This window comes from Butyricimonas faecihominis (assembly GCF_033096445.1).
Lineage (GTDB): Bacteria > Bacteroidota > Bacteroidia > Bacteroidales > Marinifilaceae > Butyricimonas > Butyricimonas faecihominis.
The window spans coordinates 1,428,524-1,446,924 of sequence record NZ_AP028155.1; the positions used below are offsets into that span (position 1 = coordinate 1,428,524).

The window sequence follows — 18,401 nt, forward strand, 5'->3', positions numbered from 1 at the left end:
CTCCCTCTGTTTATAGAGGGAGTACCCGAAGGGGGAGGGAGTTAGGAAATCTAAAATCAAAAAATTAACACATGGAATTTCTAATCATCATAGGACTTATCATTTTAAACGGGGTACTCGCCATGTCTGAAATAGCGATGGTCTCTGCCCGTAAATCCCGTCTTGAAACAGAAGCCAAAAGCGGGAACAAATCCGCACAAAGAGCATTAAAATTAGCGAATCAACCGGATCGATTCCTCTCGACCATACAGATCGGAATCACGTTAATCGGTATCCTTACCGGTCTCTACTCCGGGCAAGCCCTCGCGGGAGACTTGGCCGTATGGGTAGAAAAAATAGAGGTGTTGCAACCTCATGCGTTACTCATATCCAAAACGCTTATCGTGATCGTCGTGACTTATCTCACGCTGATTTTCGGAGAACTCGTACCCAAACGTATAGGAATGGTCGCCGCAGAAAGAATGGCAAAACTAATTGCCGCCCCGATGGATATTCTTTCCCGTATAGCCTCACCTTTCGTGTGGTTACTCTCTGCCAGCACGTCATTCATGATGAGACTATTGGGATTGAACAAATCGGGAGAGAACAAAATCACGGAAGAGGAAATTAAAGCAATCATCCAAGAAAGTACTGCCGAAGGCGAGATTCAAGAAGTGGAACAAGACATCGTGGAACGGGTGTTTAATCTTGGTGATCGGGATCTTGGCTCCATCATGACACACCGGAGTGATCTCATCTGGCTGAACATACAAGATAGTAACGAGACTCTACGGGAAACGGTAAACGCACATCTTCACACCATTTACCCGGTGGCTGACACAAAATTGGATAATATCGTCGGCATCGTCTTTCTGAAAGACCTTTTCGGAAGAATGGATGCCCCGGATTTTGACTTGAAAGCCATTGTTCGCCCACCTCAGTATTTCCCGCAGAATCAAAGCGTGTATAACGCCATGGAACACTTGAAACAAGGACACACGAAATATGGACTGGTCACAGATGAATTCGGAAGTATCGAAGGTATTGTTACCTTACAAGATATTCTGAAAGCCTTGATCGGAGACTTGCCGGAACTTGGGGAAGAACCGGATATCGTGCAACGGGAAGATGGTACTTATCTCGTAGACGGCCAATGCCCTTTCTATGATTTCTTGGCCCATTTCGACATGGAATGTCTTTACACGAACCATTACTACAACACATTAAGCGGACTGATCTTAAAGATTTTGGAACATATTCCCCAGACCGGAGAAAAATTGACATGGTATAACTTCGAGTTTGAAATCGTGGATATGGATGCCGCTCGAATTGATAAAGTACTTGTCAAAATCAACAAAGAAACTGACTAAAAAGTCAATTTTAAATAACTACCCCCTCCAACTCCCCCTTACACAGGGGGAGTTGGAGGGGGTAGCTTGTAGATACGGGATAAGACTTTTTAGTCAACCTCTTTATGATGACTGCACTGATGTTCTCCACCCTCGTGATGATGGTGGCAACCGATGCCGGAATCCAAAATAAACCCTTTCAAATAACCTTCCGCTATTTTCCGGACATCCCCTTTACAACCACGGAAAACTTTAATCCCTTGGTCACTTAATACCTTTAAAGCCCCGTCACCCATACTACCGGCAAGCATTACGGTAACCCCTTTTTCTTTCAACACGGAAGCAATGTTCGATTTACAACCGCATCCTTGTGGAGAAGGGAGTGTTTCAATATTCGTGATATTTTTATCGTCATCTACCGTGAACAGCGTGTAATACGCGCAATGTCCAAAATGATCATCAACAACGTTTTCTCTTGTTGGTACTGCAATTTTCATGATTCAATTCCTTTCTTTTATATAAATAAATTCTCTGTTATCCTTTGAAATATTTATCCAAACAAAGGTACATGATTTTTTCAAAATCGCCTCGTATATCCATGACAATAAGGCAAAGTCCCTTTCCTAGTATAGTAATTCTGATGATAATCCTCTGCCACCCAAAATGTTGTAACCGGAGCTAACCGGGTCACCACCGCATAGCCTTTCTCTTTTAACTCCTGTATCAGCTTTTCAGCCACGGCCTTCTGTTCCGGACTATTGTAGAAAATTTCCGAACGGTATTGCTCCCCGTAATCCGGACCTTGGTGATCTTGTTGCGTGGGATCATGTATCTCGAAAAACAACTTTGTCAACGTCTCGTAATCAGTCTTCGATGCATCAAACAACACTCGTACCGCCTCCACGTGTCCCGTGTTTCCCTCACATACTTCCTCGTAAGACGGATCTTCCACTTTTCCTCCAATGTACCCGGACTCAACGGCAAGCACGCCGGGTGCCTTTTTCATGTAATACTCCACTCCCCAGAAACATCCCCCGGCAAAAATAGCCGTGTCTATTTTCAATTCTTCCGCAGGAATAAATTCCATCGAAATCGAATTCACACAATGACGGGTATTCTTTGGGGTAAGCCCCTCTCCCGTGAACACGTGTCCCAAGTGCGCTCCACAACGAGCGCAGACAATCTCCGTCCGTCTCCCATCAGCATCAGGTACCCGTTTCACCGCTCCCGGAATCTCATCATCAAAACTCGGCCACCCGCACCGGGAATCAAACTTATCCTCCGAACGGTAAAGCGGGCTCCCGCATTGTTTGCAAACATATGTCCCCTTCGCCTTGAAATCATAATATTTACCCGTGAAAGGTCTCTCCGTCCCCTTATAAATAATCACTTGTTTTTCATCCGCTGTTAGCTCTTTCTTTTGTGCCATAATCATGTAGTTTACTAAAAACAACATCAAGAATAATATAATTTTTCTCATCATCGCTCTTTTATACTCTGAAACGTATTTCCCGGCATTTGGTTATTTATTTTTAATGACAATATAACAACTTTTTGAATGCATTTCACATATAAAGAAACAAACTAAACTTTAAAAATATCAGAAAAATGACTACAACAAGTGCAACAACATCTACCGGTCCCAAGGGGTTCAGATGGCTATACCTAATCCTAGGTATCGTGTTATTCGTTTTTGGCATCGGCATCATCCGGCATCCGGTGGCATCTTATTTCGGATTGGCCATGTATTTCAGTATCGTTATCATTGTTATCGGAATCAGTGAAATCATGAACGCTTTCGCGGGCGGTAACTCCCGGCATTGGGGATGGGGACTGTTCATCGGGTTACTCGACCTGATTATCGGTTTTATCCTGTTAATCCACCCGATCATCACGGAAGACATACTTCCTTACATCGTCGGCTTTATCCTCATGTTCAAAAGCATTGATTACATTGCCGAATCATTACAGATGTCATCGCTAAAAATCAGAGGATGGGGATGGATATTCATAGCGGGAATCATCACCTTGTTCTTTTCCTTCATGATCGTCTTCTATCCCCTGTTCGGAATTTTCAATATCATCATCTGGACGGGACTTAGTTTCATCTTCGCCGGCATCTCTTCATTTATATATGCCTTTGTAGGAAGAGGATAACAAACTACCCCCTCTAACTCCCCCTTACACAGGGGGAGCTGGAGGGGGTAGTCATTTTATATTTAACAGTAAAGCTATAAACACATTCACTCGCTTTGCCACACGAAATATTCCGGAAACGCCTTTTCTGCCTCCACGGGATGATGGAACAACCCGTAAACGGCTGATCCACTTCCGGTCATGGAAACATAAATCGCACCCAAATCCCGTAATTTATTCTTTATTTCTTCTATCTCCGGTACTTTAGGAACCACGGAATCCTCAAAATCATTCACGATCACTCCGGTCCATTGCTCTACCGGCAATTTTCCCAATTCTCGCAAATCAAAAGAGGCCGCACGAGGCGTTATTCCCCGGTATGCCTCGGGAGTAGAAACTCCCCGATTCGGTTTCACGAGTACCATATGATAGTCCTTTAATGACAAATCTATCGTTTCCATCAACTCGCCTTTCCCAAAAGCAAACACGGGATGATTCAAAACGAAAAAAGGACAATCGCTTCCTACCCGGGCTGCATATCCCATTAATTGTTCCTCGTTCAACCCCAAGGAAAAAAGCTGATTCAACCCAACCAGCATAAAAGCCGCATCAGAGGAACCGCCACCCAGTCCGGCACCGTATGGTATGATCTTATGCAAATGCACATCTACCGAGGGTAAATCATACTCGGCAGCCAGAATAGCGTATGCCTTGCTCACCAAGTTCTTTTCCGGCGGGCAATCTATCAAAATTCCCGTGGAAGTAAAAACACAACGCCCTTGCTCACCCTTCACCTCCGTGATTTCCAGTATATCCCGAAGATCAATCGGATAAAAAACAGTTTCCAAGTTATGAAATCCATCCGATCTCTTCTCCGTGACGAACAACCCTATATTAATCTTTGCATTCGGAAATATTACCATAAACTCATCAAAATTAAAAGACCCGGCATCCGCCGATCTACTATTTGTAATTCATTCATTTGCAAACAATAAAACCATTCGAACAAATCCATATTGCCGAACAATTTTGCAAATATACCGAAAAATGATATATTTGCTCTCCAATCATCCCCTCAAATAGCGGCTGAACATTATTTATTTAAACTTATAGATTCAAATTTCATGTTAGAATCACTACAAGCACTAGATCGTACGGTATTTCTTGCCTTAAACGGAATGCACACCCCTTATTTGGATTCCTTCATGTACATATTCACGAGTAAACTCGTATGGATTCCTCTTTACGCGTCCATCCTGTACGTCTTGTATAAAAACATGAATATCCGCATGGTCATTTTCACTACTTTGATGTTCGCCTTGCTTATAGCATTGGCAGACCAAACATGTAGTTCCCTCCTGCGCCCTATATTCGAACGTCCTCGACCATCACGCGACCCGGATATTGCAGACATGGTACATTTAGTCAATGGAAAGCGAGGCGGAAAATTCGGATTCCCCTCCTGCCATGCGGCTAACACGTTCGCATTAGCTTGTTTCATGATGTTACTGTTCAAGAACAGAGCCTTAACTACATTCTTTATGCTATGGGCGATTGTAACTTGTTATACGAGGGTGTACGTGGGAGTACATTATCCCGGAGATCTACTTTTCGGAACAGTTGTCGGGTTTGCCGTGGGAGCCGTCACTTATGGAATATACCGTTTCTGTCTTCGGGTGGATAGCATTGCCAACGGGCTAAAATTTCATCTAGATCGTAAACTCGTGAAACACCCATACCACATACAACACACGTCAATCATTATTTACACGGGATTACTCACGATTGCCGCTTTCGCCGTGTATAGTATCTGGTGGAGAATCTAATAATTTTAGATTTATGATTTTAGATTCGGCAGCTCTAGCTACCGTAAGCAAAATGTCCCACAGGGGTCTGCAAACCTTATGAACCTTCAACTTTATAAACCTTATAAACTCAATAAATAGTATAATCGGGAGTGTCAAAAGTTCTTTGACACTCCCGATTATACTATTTATTGATAGCACGATTAAACTCGTCCAATAAAGAACGGAAAGTCTCTTTCACTGAAACAATCTTCGTGGCCCGGAAAGCATTCGCCCCGGCAAAAGCGTAACCGTTATCCATATTTCCCTTGAAAGCGTTGTACAAAGCCGCAATGATACAATAAGGACTCTTGCTTATATCACACGTTTTGATACACTTGCACATACACGTTTTGGGCTGTTTCTGCCCTTCCTTCACCTTTTGGATAAATTTGCTGAATATCGCCCGTCCCGGCATTCCCACCGGACTTTTGATAATCTGTATATCCTCCTGTTTCGCCTCGATGTAAGTCTGTTTGAAAACATCGGACGCGTCACACTCTTCCGTGGTCACGAAACGAGTACCCATCTGTACCCCGGACGCTCCCATATCCATAAAACGTTTAATATCTTCACCCGTGTAGATTCCTCCAGCCACGATCACCGGAATATCTTTCCCGTAATGCGTTTCGATATTCTTCACTTCATCAATCACTTCCGGCAAAATATGTTCCAACGAAAAATGCTCGTCATTGATTTGTTCATCTTTGAACCCGAGGTGTCCCCCCGCTTTCGGTCCTTCCACGACAAACGCATCCGGCAGGTAATTATATAAATTATGCCACTTCTCGGCAATAACTCTGGCCGCACGTGCAGAAGAAACGATCGGAACCAACTTGGTCACGCTATCCTTTTGCAAGAAGCTTGGCAAATTCAACGGTAATCCCGCACCAGAGAAAATAATATCCGCCTTTTCAGCAATCGCCGTCTTCACCATATCCGCAAAATTAGACATAGCCACCATAACATTCACGCCAATCACACCCTTCGTTTTCTCACGAGCTTTACGAAGTTCTTCCTTCAAACCCATGATACTAGCCTGAATATAATCTTTAGATAAATTCCGATATAACAAACCTAATCCGGCACTGGAAATCACACCAACTCCTCCCTCATTTGCCACCGCGGACGCCAATCCGGAAAGTGATATACCAACGCCCATACCACCTTGTACAATGGGAACTGAAATAGAGAGATTCCCAATGTTTAATTTTTTCATCATCATATATAAAAGTATTTAAGACAATCAAAGATACGCTTTATTTTTAACATTCTCATTTTCAAACCAAAAATAAACACGTTAACAACATTATTTACATTATTCAACACGATTATTAACACTGGCATGTTTCTTGCATAAAACCTTAAAGTCATTTTATCGTAATAAAAGTATTCAAGACAGAAGAAAATCAATTGATATGAAACAATTTACACGTAATACTATAAAAACGCTATGCCTAGGAATTATTCTGGGAACAAGCGTTCTATCCATGGCACAAACGACAGAAAAAGAAAATGAAAAATTAATCCCATTCGGGGACTTCAATAGCTGGATGGTTCGAATCATTGACGAATCATTTGTCATTGGTGGTAACACGAAAACCCTCTACGAGGTTGCCCCGGTGGACACGATTCGAGGAGACAAACCCTATATCAGTTCCACGGTTTCCCCGTGGAGAACTTCTAACGTCATGGCAAAAGTCAGTGGAGTCACGAAATGCAGTATCTCTGTTTTCCCGGAGAAAAGAGATGACGGCTACTGCGTGCGTGTCGAAACGCTCATGGAAAAGTGTAAAGTACTGGGCATCGTGAACATCACCGTGCTTGTACCGGGTACAATTTATCTGGGACAGATGCACGAACCGATCAAAGACACGAAGAACCCGCAAAGTAAACTGAACGCCGGAATTCCTTTCACAGAAACCCCGAACGCAGTTGTATTTGACTACAAGATGGAGACCCCGGGAACAGATCACCGGATCAAAGCAACCGGTTTCAGCAAAATTGTTGACGTGGCGGGACGGGATTCCGCCGAAATATACGTGATCCTTCAAAAACGTTGGGAAGACAAGAATGGTAACGTGTATGCCAAACGGATCGGAACAGCCATAGAACGCCTTTCCGAAAACACTCCCGACTGGAAAAACGACCACAGGCTGAATATTCTTTACGGGGACCCGGCAAATCAGGCCGGTAGTAAATCCTATATGCAATTAATCCCCAAAGAACAATCTCTATACTGTATCAACAGTAAAGGTAAATCCGTACCCGTGGAAGAAGTAGGTTGGGGAGATACGGACGACAAACCCACCCATTTGTTCCTGCGTGTATCCTCTAGTTACGGGGAGGCTTACATTGGCACCGTGGGAAATAAACTTTGGGTAGATAACGTACGGTTAGCTTATTAAAAGCGGTGACTATTTGGAAATTAACTGGGGTTGTCCTAAAAGTCATTTTTCCAACTCCCTCCCGGCTTCACTGTACTCCCTCTATAAACAGAGGGAGAGCTGAAATGCTCCCTGTCTTCGAGAAGATTCACCAGCTCCTCCTCTGTTTATAGAGGAGGTGGCACGAAGTGACGGAGGAGTTTTTGAAATAAAATGACTTTTAGGACAGCCCCTTGGAGGGGGTAGGCCATCATAGTAAGGTAACTTCAGTCGAGTTCAATCCTAAATTTTCACAAATTCATGTAAATTATTATTACTAAATTTCAATCATACACGAATCATATTGCGAGCCGCTCCCATTCCGCTCCCATTCCGCTCCCATTCCTCCCCTATTCCCATCCTATCACACTAATAAAAAATAGACATTTATTAGTATATAGAATGATTTGGCTACATTTATAATAACAGCATGATCATATAATAATAGCCATATCTAATAACAACTCCCAATAAACATTTCTTTCACAGGAACAAAACACGATTTACACACGTTACATGAATCACCGTGTCGTATTCTTTTTACACTTAAACCCGCAAATCAACAGGAATATACCCAATAAGATAAACGGAATACTCAACACCTGTCCCACGTCCAAAGTCATTTGATCCTCGAAAGGGACTTGCCTTTCCTTGACAAATTCAATCAAAAAACGAGCCACGAAAACCCAGACAAGCGTATTCCCTAAAAGTACTCCCCTATAACACTTCAACCCGATTCGTCGGTAAAGCAACAAATTTATCCCGAAAGTAAAGAAATAGGCCAAGGCCTCATAAATTTGAGCCGGATGACGGGGTACCGAATCAATCTGTTCGAAAACAAAGGCCCATGGCACGTTGGTTTCGATTCCGATAATCTCGGAATTTGCTAAGTTTCCCAAACGAATACACCCCGCCGCTAAAGGTAAAACGAGAGCAATCGTGTCAAGTGTCCGTAACACGTTCTCACCTGTAATCCGGGAATAAATCACCATGGCAATCATCCACCCGACAAGCCCTCCATGACTGGACATCCCCTGATAACCGGAAAAAATAACACTTCCATCCGACTTAACCTGTATCGGGAGCAAAATTTCCAATGGATGCGCAAAATAATACGCGTACTCGTAAATCAGGCAATGCCCCAGACGCGCCCCTAGAAACAAGCCGGCAATACTCAGCATCACGAGTATCTGGAGATGCTCCCACGGTATCCCGTTTTCCCGGTAAACACATTTCAGTATCGACACGGACGCCACGGTCCCCGCAATCAACAGCAAACTGTAATACATGACAGGGATTCCTCCTACCCAAAACGCAACGGGATTTATGTTCCATTCAATATAATTCATCAAGGACAAAAATACATTTTAAAATATGTTGATCCAATCAAAAATATCCTATATTTGTAAATGTATAACGTGTATGTGTATGAAAAAACATGACCAGCTCCTAGTAGAAGAATTAAAAAACGGAAAAGAGAAAACACTCAAAAGCTTTTACGAAGAGTATTTTGCCCTATTTGTTTCTTTCGCAAACAACTTGTTGCCTTCCGAAGAAGAATGTAAGGACGTGGTACATGATGTTTTTCTGAAATACTGGAATACCCGAAACGATTTCGATAATTTAATAGCCATTAGAGCTTTTTTCTACAAATCAATCCGTAACACGTGTCTAAACCTAATCCGTCATCAACAAGTACAAAATAAATATCTCGCGGAGAACCTTCAATACCTAGAAAGCGAGAGTTTCATACACGAAACGGTTGTAAAAGAAGAAATATTCCATGTCATTCATCAAGAAATCAGCCACCTCACGGAAATGGAGCAAAAAGTATTATTGCTCACGCTGGAGGAAAAATCAAACGAAGAAATCGCTCAAGAGCTGGGAATTGCCGTCTCTACCGTGAAGAGCCATAAGGCAAAAGGTTACGCAGTACTAAGGGAAAAACTACAATACTTAAAAATATTATTACTTTTACTTTCCTAATTTTCAATAACATATCATTTTTCTTCAAAAAAAATCACTTTTTGTCTCCATCCAAACCTTAACGAGCGTGTTTCTTATATGAAAATAGGAGATAAAAATGAAGAGACAAATTGAAGAAACGATAAAACAGGCCCTTCGAATCGGGCTGTATCTCACGGGAAAGAACAAGAGTGAGGAGAATACAGAAAACTCGCTCCGGGAAGAAGACGAGAAAATCGTACGGGAAGTTTTATCCAAACAAAACATAGAAAACAAGCTGGAACAATATAATCGTTTAAATTCCAATATCGAAGAAAGTTGGAAACAATGGCAAGTAACCCGAAACCGTCATACACGAATCATTCGTTATCGGGAGATAGGCATAGCTGCCACGATAGCCCTATTGTTCGCCATCGGCTCTTACTGGTTCTATCCCGAAAATATCACCCTTGCCCCCGTTCACACGGCTCAAATTCAGGCTGGAAGTTTCAAAGCAACCTTGTACACCGGAGATAACAAGGTGATCGAACTCAAGGAAAATATGCAAGCCGTGTTAACTCAGGATTCATCCGTTGTGGTAGCTCATAACGAATTAAAACATTCCGCAGTTACCGGAGCCCCGACAATAAACACTCTGGTGGTTCCCAAGGGTGGAGAATTCTCTCTCGTACTGGCCGACGGTACGAAAATCTGGTTAAATGCTGATTCCCGTCTAAAATATCCAACTTCTTTCTCCGGTACCAACCGGGAGGTGGAACTGGAAGGAGAGGCTTATTTTGAGGTACAACACGACGATCAAATACCCTTCTTCGTGAAAACATCCCAGTCAACTATCCGGGTATACGGAACAACCTTCAACGTAAAAGCCTACCCGGATGACTCATTCCAAAAGACAACGCTCGAAACCGGTTCTATCGGTTTATTTGTTGATGACAAAGAATTCCGGTTAACCCCGAACGAACAAGCAATATTAAACCCCTCGAAGGACGTGGAGATTGTAAAAGTAAATGCACGCCAACAAAGCGTGTGGCGTCACGGACGTTTTCTCTTTGCCAACGAGAGACTGGAAGACATTATGGCTCAACTGGGACGTTGGTATGACGTGAATATTTTCTTTGTCGGAACCCGAGCAAGAGAATTACATTTTAGCGGGGAAATTGACAGATATGAAAAGATTGACAAAGTATTACGCATGATTGAATTAACGACAAATATATCATTCTCGATCAACGGGAAAACAATCACGATCACACCGGAATAAAATTCTAAAACAATAAAATAGCCGGAGAAGACTTCGACCCCTACTCCGGCAAAACTCAAACGAAGTTGAATTACTAAATGACAAAGTTATGAAAAAAAACAGAAACACTTGTCACTTAACGGGAGAAGTGTTGCAAAAAAGTTACAAAATCATGAAGCTAACATTTATCATGATCATGGGTTTCACCCTCGCATCATTTGCAGAAGGAAGAGCCCAAACGGGAAGGATTAATTTCAAAGCAGACCGGATTCCGGCAGAAATGGTGATCCAGCAGTTAAAAGCACTCACTCATTACCGTTTTCTTTACAATCACGAAGAAATCAGACAATTACCGGCAAAACAGATGGATTTGAAGGATGCCACGATCGAAGAAGTCCTGCAAGTATTTCTTGCCGGGTCGAAACTGGCTTACACGATTGAAGACGACGTGATTATCATTTCACCGAAATTAAAAAGCCAAACGGCACAACAAGTGAAAGAAATCAAAATCACGGGAAAAGTTCGCGATGAACAGGGACAAGAGCTACCCGGTGTGACGATCCAGATAAAAGGGACCGAACGCGGAACAGCAACCGCAGTGAACGGGACATACAGCCTTTCGGTTCCCACTAGCATCGGTGAAAACTTTATCCTAGTATTCTCGTTTGTCGGGATGCAAACACAAGAGATTCCTTACACGGGCAAAGATACCATTAATATTGTCATGAAGGAAAATGTGAAAGTGGAGGACGAGGTGGTTGTGGTTGGATACGGAATAACCCGGGTAAAGGACTTCACGGGATCGGTATCTACAGTGAAAGTATCTGAGATAAAAGATGTCCCGTACATTAGCGTGGATGATGCCTTAGCCGGTAAGGCTTCCGGGGTATCCGTGGTCAAGGCAGACGGCTCTCCCGGTGGAGCAGTACGTATCCGTATTCGAGGTGGGGCGTCGTTGCTGGGAACGAATGACCCGCTATACGTGATAGACGGGATCCCGATGGTCGTGTCAAATAATTATATCACAGAATCTGATATTGTTAACCCGATAGAATCTAATAATTACGGGGAAGACTTCAATAACAGTGTTCAAGGTGCTTTTTTACGGGGATTAAATAATTTATCCGGATTAAACATCGCGGATATTGAAAGTATCGACATCCTGAAAGATGCATCCGCAACGGCAATTTACGGGTCGAAAGCCGCTAATGGAGTGGTTATTATCACGACTAAAAAAGGACGCAAAGAAAGTAAGCCACAATTAAACCTGAATTATTACATCGGGATTTCCACCCCGAACAAAGAAAAAGTTCTGAACGCAGAACAATATAAATCGACACTAAAGGAAGCAGCCCAGACGTACCTCGATGCCCGTGAAAAAGCAGGAGAACCTTTGACCGGAAGTGACGTGGAACAAGCGCAAGCTATTTTGAACAACCCGGATTATTTCGGTGACACGGATACAGATTGGCTGGATCTCGTGCTACGCACGGGGGTTACCCAAAATCTGGATCTTTCGGTTGCCGGTGGGGGTGTCAATTCCCGTTACTACACGTCACTATCTTACACCGGACAGGAGGGAACCTTAATTAAAACCGATTTCCAACGGATATCCGGTAAGATCAGTCTTGACAGTGATATTTCCAAGTATTTCAGGTTAAACACCAATCTGAATTTCGGGTACACGAAATCCAACATTACTAACGGTGTCTACGGACAGGCCTTATACGCACCTCCAACATTTGCCCCATACAACGAAGACGGTACATACGCTATACTTGAATTAGGATACAATTATCAAGGTTACCAGAACCCTCTGGCAGTAGCTTCCTGCACGAACCAAGCAAAGACATACACTTTCATGGGATCCGTTGCCGGGGAGATAAGTATCCTGAAAGATTTGAAATTCAAAAGTACGGTTTCAATCAATTATAGCAGTTACAACCAGCTAAGCTATACTCCAAGTTACGTGGATATAGGTAATTACATGGGAAAAACAAGTTCTGAAAACGGAACCGGATCTCAATCCCATTCGACAACACTGGATATATTTTTCGAAAATACATTGACATGGGACAAAGAAATAAACGAGAACCATCGTTTCAATTTATTGGTAGGTACTTCATGGGAAGAACACCGAAGCGATTTCTTTTCAGCCGCGGGCAAGGGTTATCCGGATGACAAGCAATTAAACAACCTGAGTTCTGCAGCTCACGCATCCAAAGTACAGGGAGCTACCCCGGAGAGCCAAAATTCGTTATTATCATTTTATGCCAGAGCAAACTACGTTTGGAAGGATCGCTACCTATTCACATTCACGGGACGCGCAGATGCATCTTCCAAATTTGCCCCGGATAACCAGTATGGATTTTTCCCCTCGGGAGCTATTGCATGGAGAATATCGGAAGAGAACTTTCTGAAAAGAGCGGAGTGGATTGATGAAATAAAAATTCGTGCAAGCATGGGAAAAACCGGAACACAGAGTATTGGAGACCACATGTGGCGCACGCTTTACACACCGGTATCGTATGGTGACAAAAACGCATTAATCCCCTCGCAACTCGGAAATAGTAGCATTAAATGGGAATCCACCGTACAAAAAGATCTCGGGATTGACTTCTCTTTCGCACAAGGACGTTTGGGCGGAACATTCGGGTATTACCACAAGGTAACTGATGGCGCATTATTAAATATGACCCCGGCCCCAAGTAGCTCGTACTCGACTGTTGTATTCAATATTGCCAAAATTCGAAATCAAGGGGTGGAATTTGATATTCATGGAGATTTCATTCGTAAAAAGCATTTCCGCTGGACGGGAGCGCTGAATATCTCCCGGAATATATCTAAAGTATTGGATATAAACGGAGGTCCCTTCTCCGACCCCAATAACCGTGATGCATTGAATTTGGGAACCAGCGTGGTAAAAGAAGGCGAACCCCTAGGACTACTTTATGGACGGGTAGCTACAGGCATCATAAAAACAGAAGAACAACTGGCTGCCGCCAAGGAGGCATTTCCCTACTACACGAGTTTCGATCCCTATCTAGACTTGGGAGACATCGCTTTCGAATATGAAGATGGCTACTGGAAAGAAGACGTGATCGGACGTTCGACACCGGATTTCTTCGGTGGTTACACGAACACCTTCACGTGGAAACAATTCACTCTAACCGCACTATTTACATTCTCGTATGGTAACGATTTAATATACCAAAAAGACGTGAGCGATTCAGGCATGTCAAGTTTAGCCAACCGGGGTACACGAGTATTAAACCATTACAGCGAAACGAACACCTCCTCCAATCGCCCGAGAAGTATGTGGGCAGCCACATATATGCTAACAAGTTTAAACGTGTATGATGCTTCTTATTTAAAATTGAAAACACTCACGTTAAACTACAATCTTCCCGCAAGCATCTGTCAAAAAGTCAAGATCAAATCCGCTTCCATATATGGAACGGCAACCAATGTGTTCACACTTACCTCTTATCCCGGACCAGATCCCGAAGTAAGCGATGACCCGGGAAGCGTGATCGGGGGAGGACGGGATGCCAGCACCTACCCTACCGCAAAATCATACACGTTTGGCATAAGAATAGGTTTTTAAACAAATAAATTGAATTATGAAACAGACCTTTATATATATATTCATGTTCTTGAGTATCATATCCCAGACAAGTTGCGAAGATCAACTCAACGCCTTACCGACTCAATCGAAAGTAGAGGGAAACGTGATTGTCGATCAAGCCAGTGCCGAAATAGCATTAAATGGCGTGTACTACCGATTTGCCTCGGGAGGAGAATCTCAGGACGAACCAGCCATTTTATGGGCAAGTTATCACGAACTAACTTCTCCCATACTTACAGGATACTTCACGTATGCATTCGGAGGTTCTCCCCTTGAAGAAACATTTTATCCAACAGATAATAATATTTTAAATACATGGTCGAATGCTTACTCCTTAATTAATGCAGCCAACGGGGTAATCGAACAGATGGAAGCATTATCCTCCACGTTATTCACGGGAAACCGCAAGGCAGAAATCATTGCCGAGGCAAAATTAATGCGAGCATACGGACACTACAATTTGCTGCGTTATTTCTGCCGTTTTGATGACACGGAGAGTGAATACGGGGCTCTGATCCGTGATGAATTTGTCACGACAAATAATATCGCAAAAAGCAGGAGTGACGTGAAGTCCACATACACGTTCATACTGGAAGACCTCGAAGAAGCCATTAAAAACGCCCCGCTAGAAAACAAGAATATTTACGGGAATCAATGGATTGCCAAAGCCATGAAAGCAAGAGTATTGATTTTACGGGGTGAAGGTACAGATTATACAGATGTGGTCACGATCACAACTGATATCATTGATAACGGTCCCTACGAATTGGAAGAACATGTTGAAGATATATTCAACACGAAAGGTCTAACGAGCAAAGAGGTCATGTTAGGGATTCAACCCTTAGCAAACCAAACAGCCAGATATGGTACTTACTGGCAGGAATATAATTCTATGGCCATGTACACAGCGATGCCGAGTTTCATGTCTCTGATCGAGAATGATCCCCGAAAAGATTGGATGCTCATAGCACAAAAGCGTTATAATGACCCGACACTAACGGACTACGGTATTGTAAAAGGAATATCGGGAAACAAAAAAGAAGAATCTATTGCCATACGTTTGACTGAAATGTACTTACTAAAGGCAGAAGCGATCGTCCTTTCCGGGGGAAAACTGGAGGATGCAAAAAATCTATTAAAAACAGTCTCGGGCCATGCGGGAATAACTGATTTTTCCGTCATAGATGCCATCACGAACCGGGATGAACTACGTTTGGAAATTTATAAAGAAACCGTCAAAAATTTAATATTTGAAGACGGGATAGAGTGGACCGCCATGACACGATTACCGTTAGAGGAAATCTTGAAGATCAAACCCGCCATAAAGGAATATAATTACACGATACTCCCCATCCCGGCAACAGAATTCGAGAAAAATCCCACTATTGGAAGTCAGAATCCCGGATACAGCAAAATTTAAAACATTATTTATATGAAAAAATCAATCGTATTCTTCGCCGCACTTGTATTAAGCACAACAATACTCCTTGGGCAAAATACTAAATTCACGCTCAACGGAAAAATAGAAGGCATGACTTCCGGTAGCCTCTATTTCGGACACACGGATAACAACGGGCAATACCTGAAAAAGACAATTCCAGTGGAAAACGGTAAATTTAAACTAGAAGGAAATATTTCCGAACCCACGCAAGTGTTGTTGTGTTTAGATTCAACTATCCAGCTCATGGACGATCCGAATCTAGCCGATTTCTGGATCGAAGCCACCACCATGCACATGGAAGTAACTGTCGGGGCATTTAAAGAGTTTAAACTTACCGGTTCGAAAACAAATGACGAAGAGCAAGAATTAAGACGTCTCCAAGCTCCTATACGAAAAGAAATGCAACCGCTTCTGGATGCTTACCGGGCAGAAAAAGATCACGAGAAAGCCGCCGTTATCCGTGAACAATTCGAACCTTATAACGACCGAATGAACAGGATCACAGATGAATTCATCCGAACCCATCCCGACTCTTATCTAGCCCCCTATCTCATGCGCTTCCGGTTGATGTCGTTGCCTGCCGATGAAGTTGAAAACGCCTATAACCAATGGACGGAACGGGTAAAAAACAGTAGTTCGGGCAAGGAAATAGCAGGGGAGATAGTTAAATTAAAAAAAGGTTCTCCGGGAAGTGTTGCCACCCCGTTCAACCGGAAAGATGTCAACAACGAAACATTCAACCTCTCCGAGTTAAAAGGTAAAAAATATGTTCTTCTGGATTTCTGGGCCAGCTGGTGTGTCCCTTGCCGTAAAGGTAATCCACACTTAAAGACATTATACGAAAAATACGCAAGTATGGGATTCGAAATCGTGTGTATCGCGTCTGACGATGACACCCCAGAAAAGTGGAAAAAAGCTATTGAAGAAGACGGGATCGGGCATTTTCGCCACATTTTAAGTGGCCTGAAAAGCACGGCTAACGGCTACGACACCTCCGAGGACATCGGAGAATGGTATGGTATCCACTCACTACCCACGAAAATTCTAATTGATAAAAACGGCACCATCATTGGACGTTACGGGGGAGGAGGCGAACCGCAAGAGAATTTGGATCAAAAATTAATAGAAATATTCGAAAAATGAAAAAAATGACAATTATCGGATTAATCGGGTTAACAATTTTAGCCTGTCAATCCAACAAGGATGGTTACACTATCAAGGGAAATATTGAAGGTGCTGGAAACGGAACCGCAATCATGACAATTCCCGTCGGGAGAGAAGAAGTCACAACCGGGGACACGGTAAAAATGAAGGACGGGAACTTTACCTTCACGGGAAAACTGGAAGAACCCACCATGATCGTGATTCAAATTTGCCCAGATAAGGAAAAAACGGCATCCTTTAGCTTTATCGGGGAAAATAACCCGATCACTCTCGCTGGAAAATGGGCAGATGTTATCGACCAATACGGGTATCGGGGTATACCGAATGTTGATGTGACAGGTTCATTAAACGAAAAAATATACCAAGAAATCAGTAACGTTCGGGAAAAGTTGATGCAAGAACCCCGCTTTAAGAAATACGCAGAAGTACAAACTAAATTGAATGAACTCCATAATGGTGAGGATAAAGAAGCCTTCTACAAGTATCAAGCAGAAACCGAGGCGATAACCAAAGAATTCAACAATGAGGTGCGGAAGCAACAAAAAGAATTGATCCTGAAAAATGACACGATAGAAGCAGTAGCATACTATTTAAATTTCCTTCAGAATGACATGGAGTTAGCTGAATTGGAACAAGTATTCAAGGCCTTATCTCCTAAAGTACAAAACAGCTCATTCGCTAAAGATGTTAGAGAGGAAATTGCAGCAAGAATTCGGGTGCAACCGGGAATGCCGGCCCCGGACTTCACGCTGGAAACACCCGATGGAGCAAAATTATCCTTATCAGATTTGCGAGGGAAATACGTGATTCTGGATTTCTGGGCTTCTTGGTGTCGTCCTTGCAGAGCCTCTTTCCCTGAAATGAAAAAACTATACGCAGAATACCATAAAAAAGGGGTTGAAATACTCGGAATCACGAATGATAGCCGGAAAACCGACTGGCTTAAAGCGTTGGAAGAAGACAACCTCCCGTGGTTACAAGTCATCGATGAATATCCGATACGCAATACACCTGCCAAAGTAGCCACGCTCTACGCTATCCCTTACCTTCCCACGTTGATGCTGATCGACCCGGATGGAAAAATCGTCGGGAAAGCAAAAGACAAGCACGAGCTGAAAACGTGGCTGGACGAACGGTTAGCAAACAAGAAATAAGAGATCTTTATTTCTTGTTGATTATTCTAAATCATAAAAGGTAAATAATCCTTCTTCATTTATTGACAACCTCTC

General features: G+C 42.9%; 15 protein-coding genes. 10 read left to right on the top strand and 5 right to left on the bottom strand.

Annotated features, from left to right (window positions below):
• Positions 1-71: 71 nt before the first annotated feature.
• Complete coding sequence (locus R8806_RS06075; protein WP_124316972.1) at positions 72-1,349, top strand: hemolysin family protein; 1,278 nt, start codon at positions 72-74, stop codon at positions 1,347-1,349.
• An 89-nt stretch (positions 1,350-1,438) separates the two neighbouring features.
• Here the strand turns inward: R8806_RS06075 and R8806_RS06080 are convergent, their stop codons facing one another.
• Both R8806_RS06080 and R8806_RS06085 read right to left on the bottom strand, forming a co-directional pair.
• Positions 1,439-1,825, bottom strand: coding sequence for a NifB/NifX family molybdenum-iron cluster-binding protein (locus R8806_RS06080; RefSeq protein WP_124316973.1), 387 nt, complete (start codon positions 1,823-1,825; stop codon positions 1,439-1,441).
• 80 nt (positions 1,826-1,905) lie between these two features.
• Positions 1,906-2,808, bottom strand: coding sequence for a bifunctional methionine sulfoxide reductase B/A protein (locus R8806_RS06085; RefSeq protein ID WP_124316974.1), 903 nt, complete (start codon positions 2,806-2,808; stop codon positions 1,906-1,908).
• A 128-nt stretch (positions 2,809-2,936) separates the two neighbouring features.
• Here R8806_RS06085 and R8806_RS06090 point away from each other — a divergent pair, with 128 nt between their 5' ends.
• Positions 2,937-3,485, top strand: a complete 549-nt coding sequence (locus R8806_RS06090; RefSeq protein WP_124316975.1) for an HdeD family acid-resistance protein — start codon at positions 2,937-2,939, stop codon at positions 3,483-3,485.
• Between the two features lie 86 nt (positions 3,486-3,571).
• Here R8806_RS06090 and ispE read toward each other — a convergent pair whose 3' ends face one another.
• Positions 3,572-4,387 (bottom strand): 4-(cytidine 5'-diphospho)-2-C-methyl-D-erythritol kinase, encoded by an 816-nt coding sequence (gene ispE, locus R8806_RS06095; protein ID WP_124316976.1) that lies wholly within the window; start codon positions 4,385-4,387, stop codon positions 3,572-3,574.
• A gap of 201 nt (positions 4,388-4,588) precedes the next feature.
• Here ispE and R8806_RS06100 point away from each other — a divergent pair, with 201 nt between their 5' ends.
• On the top strand, positions 4,589-5,290 hold the full coding sequence (locus tag R8806_RS06100) for a phosphatase PAP2 family protein (protein ID WP_124316977.1): 702 nt from the start codon (positions 4,589-4,591) through the stop codon (positions 5,288-5,290).
• Between the two features lie 163 nt (positions 5,291-5,453).
• Here the strand turns inward: R8806_RS06100 and R8806_RS06105 are convergent, their stop codons facing one another.
• Positions 5,454-6,527: an NAD(P)H-dependent flavin oxidoreductase gene (locus R8806_RS06105; RefSeq protein ID WP_124316979.1), complete on the bottom strand. Its 1,074-nt coding sequence runs from the start codon at positions 6,525-6,527 to the stop codon at positions 5,454-5,456.
• A gap of 199 nt (positions 6,528-6,726) precedes the next feature.
• On the opposite strand from R8806_RS06105, the gene R8806_RS06110 reads away from it, so the two are divergent.
• On the top strand, positions 6,727-7,716 hold the full coding sequence (locus R8806_RS06110) for a PCMD domain-containing protein (protein ID WP_124318409.1): 990 nt from the start codon (positions 6,727-6,729) through the stop codon (positions 7,714-7,716).
• 539 nt (positions 7,717-8,255) lie between these two features.
• Here R8806_RS06110 and lgt read toward each other — a convergent pair.
• Complete coding sequence (gene lgt / locus R8806_RS06115; RefSeq protein ID WP_317715825.1) at positions 8,256-9,083, bottom strand: prolipoprotein diacylglyceryl transferase; 828 nt, start codon at positions 9,081-9,083, stop codon at positions 8,256-8,258.
• Positions 9,084-9,162: 79 nt separating this feature from the next.
• Between lgt and R8806_RS06120 the strand changes: the two genes are divergently transcribed.
• The 6 genes from R8806_RS06120 to R8806_RS06145 all read left to right on the top strand — a co-directional run bounded on the left by R8806_RS06120 (position 9,163) and on the right by R8806_RS06145 (position 18,326).
• A complete protein-coding gene (locus R8806_RS06120; RefSeq protein ID WP_183312865.1) occupies positions 9,163-9,720 on the top strand; it encodes an RNA polymerase sigma factor in 558 nt (185 codons plus the stop codon).
• 97 nt (positions 9,721-9,817) lie between these two features.
• Entirely contained in the window at positions 9,818-10,960 is a 1,143-nt protein-coding gene (locus R8806_RS06125) for a FecR family protein (RefSeq protein WP_124317760.1), read from the top strand.
• Between the two features lie 88 nt (positions 10,961-11,048).
• Positions 11,049-14,546 carry a TonB-dependent receptor gene (locus R8806_RS06130; protein ID WP_151411780.1) on the top strand — a complete coding sequence of 1,166 codons (3,498 nt, stop codon included), beginning with the start codon at positions 11,049-11,051 and terminating at the stop codon, positions 14,544-14,546.
• A 16-nt stretch (positions 14,547-14,562) separates the two neighbouring features.
• Complete coding sequence (locus R8806_RS06135; protein WP_151411781.1) at positions 14,563-15,987, top strand: RagB/SusD family nutrient uptake outer membrane protein; 1,425 nt, start codon at positions 14,563-14,565, stop codon at positions 15,985-15,987.
• Between the two features lie 12 nt (positions 15,988-15,999).
• Complete coding sequence (locus tag R8806_RS06140) at positions 16,000-17,151, top strand: TlpA disulfide reductase family protein (protein ID WP_124318188.1); 1,152 nt, start codon at positions 16,000-16,002, stop codon at positions 17,149-17,151.
• Complete coding sequence (locus R8806_RS06145) at positions 17,148-18,326, top strand: TlpA disulfide reductase family protein (RefSeq protein ID WP_124318189.1); 1,179 nt, start codon at positions 17,148-17,150, stop codon at positions 18,324-18,326. The genes R8806_RS06140 and R8806_RS06145 overlap by 4 nt, the downstream gene beginning before the upstream one ends.
• Positions 18,327-18,401 lie beyond the last annotated feature (75 nt).

Coding starts and splice junctions, on each gene's coding strand:
- R8806_RS06075 (WP_124316972.1), top strand. CDS start 72: ATGGAATTTCTAATCATCATAGGACTTATCATTTTAAACGGGGTACTC.
- R8806_RS06080 (WP_124316973.1), bottom strand. CDS start 1,825: ATGAAAATTGCAGTACCAACAAGAGAAAACGTTGTTGATGATCATTTT.
- R8806_RS06085 (WP_124316974.1), bottom strand. CDS start 2,808: ATGAGAAAAATTATATTATTCTTGATGTTGTTTTTAGTAAACTACATG.
- R8806_RS06090 (WP_124316975.1), top strand. CDS start 2,937: ATGACTACAACAAGTGCAACAACATCTACCGGTCCCAAGGGGTTCAGA.
- ispE (WP_124316976.1), bottom strand. CDS start 4,387: ATGGTAATATTTCCGAATGCAAAGATTAATATAGGGTTGTTCGTCACG.
- R8806_RS06100 (WP_124316977.1), top strand. CDS start 4,589: ATGTTAGAATCACTACAAGCACTAGATCGTACGGTATTTCTTGCCTTA.
- R8806_RS06105 (WP_124316979.1), bottom strand. CDS start 6,527: ATGAAAAAATTAAACATTGGGAATCTCTCTATTTCAGTTCCCATTGTA.
- R8806_RS06110 (WP_124318409.1), top strand. CDS start 6,727: ATGAAACAATTTACACGTAATACTATAAAAACGCTATGCCTAGGAATT.
- lgt (WP_317715825.1), bottom strand. CDS start 9,083: ATGAATTATATTGAATGGAACATAAATCCCGTTGCGTTTTGGGTAGGA.
- R8806_RS06120 (WP_183312865.1), top strand. CDS start 9,163: ATGAAAAAACATGACCAGCTCCTAGTAGAAGAATTAAAAAACGGAAAA.
- R8806_RS06125 (WP_124317760.1), top strand. CDS start 9,818: ATGAAGAGACAAATTGAAGAAACGATAAAACAGGCCCTTCGAATCGGG.
- R8806_RS06130 (WP_151411780.1), top strand. CDS start 11,049: ATGAAAAAAAACAGAAACACTTGTCACTTAACGGGAGAAGTGTTGCAA.
- R8806_RS06135 (WP_151411781.1), top strand. CDS start 14,563: ATGAAACAGACCTTTATATATATATTCATGTTCTTGAGTATCATATCC.
- R8806_RS06140 (WP_124318188.1), top strand. CDS start 16,000: ATGAAAAAATCAATCGTATTCTTCGCCGCACTTGTATTAAGCACAACA.
- R8806_RS06145 (WP_124318189.1), top strand. CDS start 17,148: ATGAAAAAAATGACAATTATCGGATTAATCGGGTTAACAATTTTAGCC.